The 2,967-nt window shown below is 71.1% G+C and carries 4 protein-coding genes; 1 reads left to right on the top strand and 3 read right to left on the bottom strand.

Going from position 1 to position 2,967, the window contains the following annotated elements; all coding sequences use genetic code 11:
* The first annotated feature begins 194 nt into the window (after positions 1-194).
* A complete protein-coding gene (locus tag AX702_RS10510) occupies positions 195-1,031 on the top strand; it encodes a SirB1 family protein (protein ID WP_066779164.1) in 837 nt (278 codons plus the stop codon).
* A gap of 202 nt (positions 1,032-1,233) precedes the next feature.
* Here the strand turns inward: AX702_RS10510 and AX702_RS10505 are convergent, their stop codons facing one another.
* The 3 genes from AX702_RS10505 to AX702_RS10495 all read right to left on the bottom strand — a co-directional run.
* Complete coding sequence (locus AX702_RS10505) at positions 1,234-1,818, bottom strand: hypothetical protein (protein ID WP_156455443.1); 585 nt, start codon at positions 1,816-1,818, stop codon at positions 1,234-1,236.
* Between the two features lie 98 nt (positions 1,819-1,916).
* Entirely contained in the window at positions 1,917-2,603 is a 687-nt protein-coding gene (locus AX702_RS10500) for a response regulator transcription factor (protein ID WP_066779160.1), read from the bottom strand.
* Position 2,604: 1 nt separating this feature from the next.
* On the bottom strand, positions 2,605-2,967 hold a 363-nt coding region (locus AX702_RS10495), incomplete at its 5' end, for a sensor histidine kinase (RefSeq protein WP_231731813.1).

The following is a 2,967-nucleotide window of genomic DNA, read 5'->3' as shown; positions in this document are numbered from 1 at the left end:
GGGCCCGGCCCGCCCGCACAATCTGGGGCAAGGCGCGCGCCGGATCAAGGCCCCCGCGGCGAAGTTCGCGATCCCCGCATTCCCGCCCGGTACCTTACCGGGTCCCTCGCCCACTCCCCCGCGCGATTCCTCGCCCGCTCCCCCGCCCGGTTTGCGGCTTTGCACCCGGGCGCCGCCATCCCCATCTTGGCGACATGTCCTCATCCGTGCCTTCGCCCACCCCCTCCCCGCTGGATGACGATCTGATCCGCCTCGGCCTGGTCGAGGATCAGGAGATCGTCCTCGACGAAGCGGCGCTTGCGCTGGCGCTGCTGGACCGGCCCGAGGTGGATCTCGATCCCTATCACCGCACGCTGGAGGAGATCGCCGACAGCCTCGCACTGGCGGCCGGCGAGACAATGGTGGCAGCCGATCAGGCGGAGGCGCTGTCCGCGGTGCTGGCGCAGGAGTTCGGCTTCCTGGGCGACGAGGAAACCTATGACGATCCCGACAATGCCGATCTGATCCGCGTGATGGATCGCCGGCGCGGCCTGCCCGTCAGCCTGTCGATCCTGTATGTCGCGGCCGCGCGCCGGCTGGGCTGGCATGCGCAGGTGCTGGACGTGCCGGGCCATGTGCTGGTGCTGATCGGCATGGACGAGGCGCCCGTCATCATTGATCCGTTCGCCGGCGGCGCGCGGGTCGGCGCGGAGCGGCTGGCCGCGCTGCTCCAGGCCCATTCGCCGGCGGAGGAGCCGGTCACTCAGGTCAGCGCCATGCCCAATCGCGCGGTGCTGATCCGCCTGCTCCAGAACCAGGCGTCGCGCGCCGAACAGGCCGGCCGCGGCCGCCGCGCGCTGACGCTATATGAACGCATGACGGCCATGGCGCCCGAATATGCCCATGCCTGGTGGCAGCGCGCGCGGCTGGAGCTGGTCGACGGCGATGTCACCACTGCCCGCAGCAGCCTCGGCACCATCCTTGAAATCACGCGCGAGCCGAAATTGCGCAGCCGCGTGTCGCAGATGCTGGAAATGCTGCCCCCTCCCTGAGGCGCGCTCGACGTCCGAAACACCGGAAGGCTGCGCGCTGGGGCGGCCTCCGCGACGGAAGCAGCCCATCGCGAACCCTGTGCCAGCGCACATTGTGAGACCGGGCTTTTCCCGGCATCCGGCGAGCCGCACGCGCTACGCCTCTGCATCCGCAAAACGGCGGATTCCGGCACGAAACCATCCCGGACCGCGCCGGCGCGGCTCACATGCGGGTCACGACACCCTGCGGATCGCCGTCCATCGCATCCCCCAGCACCACGCCCGCGATCCCGTCGCGGGACCAGGACAGGATGCCCGGGCGCTCGATGCCGGGCGCGATCTGCAGCTTCACCGCCATGCCCGGCAGGAAGCGGCCGTCATGCACGATGCGCGCGCCGCCCGGCGTGAGGTCGCGCAGGCGCACGATCTGCTGCCCCAGCTCGCTCAGCATCACCACCGGCGTGTCGGACGGCCGACGCCGGCGGTGCTCGCCTACCGCCCGCTCTCGCGCCCGCTTCGGGGCGAGGCGCTGCAACAAAGCGGCGCTGTCGATCGGCGCGGCGAGACACAGCCCGCATTCGCCCGGCTGCGTCCAGATCACCGTGCCGGTCAGCGAGCATTCGTCCGACAGGTCCACCGTCACCTGCTCGCCCAGATGCGGCTGCAAGCGTGTGGCGATCACCATCGCCTCGTCGCCGAGGCTCAGCAGGCGCGCCAGCCCGCTCGTCCCGCCTGCCAGCACCCGCCCGGCGCGGGGCTCAGTGATGCGCAGGCCCGCTGCGCCTGGCTGCTGTTCGTCGTGTCGCACCGTTGCTCCTCGCGGCCGCTCACGCGCGGCCATGCACTGGAGCCATTATAGGCGGCTGAGCGCGCGGGCGGGCGGGCGGCGCCGGCCGGATCGCGGCGTCAGCCGTCGGCGCGCAGCCGATATCCCACGCCAAGCTCGTTGGTGATCACGCTGCCGACCGGGCCGGGCGCTTCCAGCTTCTGGCGCAGGTTGCGGATCACGATACGCAGATATTCGATCCGGGGATCCTCGTCCCCGCCCCAGCAACTGGTGAGCAGCCGTTCGTGCGTGACGACCCGGCCAAGGTGACGGGCGAGCAGCGTCAGCACGTCGCGCTCCTTGCGCGTCAGATGCACCTCGACGCCCGCGCGCTCCACCGTGCGGCGATCGAGATCGATGGCGATGTCGCCGCGCCGCACGATCGTCGGCGGCGCCGCCCCGGCATGGCGGTGGCGCAGCGCCACACGCAGCCGGGCGAGCAATTCCTCTGTGTCGAACGGCTTGGTGACGAAATCGTCCGCGCCCAGATCCAGCGCGCTGACCTTTTCCTCCACGGCCTCGCGCGCGGATACCACCAGGATCACCGGCCCGCCCTGTGCGCGCAACAGGGGTATGAGGCCAAGCCCATCACGATCGGGCAGGCCCAGGTCCAGCAGCACCGCGTCCGGCTGCTCGATCGGCGCCAGGCGCAGCGCCTCGCGCGCATTGCCCGCCTCCGCCACGGCATAATCGGCGCGCAGCAGCGTGTTGCGCAGCAGCCGGCGGATCGCCGCATCGTCATCCACCACCAGCACCTTGGCCGCCATGTCAGGTGGCGCTTTCGGTGCGCAGCTCGCGCACGATGAGGTGGGGCGGAAAGACCAGGGTAAAGGCCGCGCCCACCTCGTCCGGGCGATTGGCGGCTTCCACGCCCATGCCCATCGCCTCGGCAAAGGCCTTCACGATGGCGAGGCCCAGCCCGGTGCCGCCGACCGCCCGATCGGATCCCTCCAGCCGCCGGAACGTCTCGAACACCTGCGCCTCGCGGCCGGGCGGCAGGCCGGGGCCGTGATCCAGCACCGCCAGCCGAAGCTCGCCGAATCGGTGCCGCCCCTCGATGGTGATGGCGCTGCCCGGCGCGCCATAGCGGCCGGCATTGTCCAGCAGGTTGAGGAGGCAATGGTGCAGAAG

The organism is Sphingomonas sp. CCH5-D11 (genome assembly GCF_001557395.1).
GTDB lineage: Bacteria > Pseudomonadota > Alphaproteobacteria > Sphingomonadales > Sphingomonadaceae > Sphingomonas.
The sequence above is the reverse complement of the archived record's forward strand: the minus strand, read 5'-3'. Positions and strand labels throughout refer to the sequence as shown.

Excerpts from the sequence above, each read along its gene's own strand:
- AX702_RS10510 (WP_066779164.1), top strand. The coding sequence starts at position 195 with ATGTCCTCATCCGTGCCTTCGCCCACCCCCTCCCCGCTGGATGACGAT.
- AX702_RS10500 (WP_066779160.1), bottom strand. The coding sequence starts at position 2,603 with ATGGCGGCCAAGGTGCTGGTGGTGGATGACGATGCGGCGATCCGCCGG.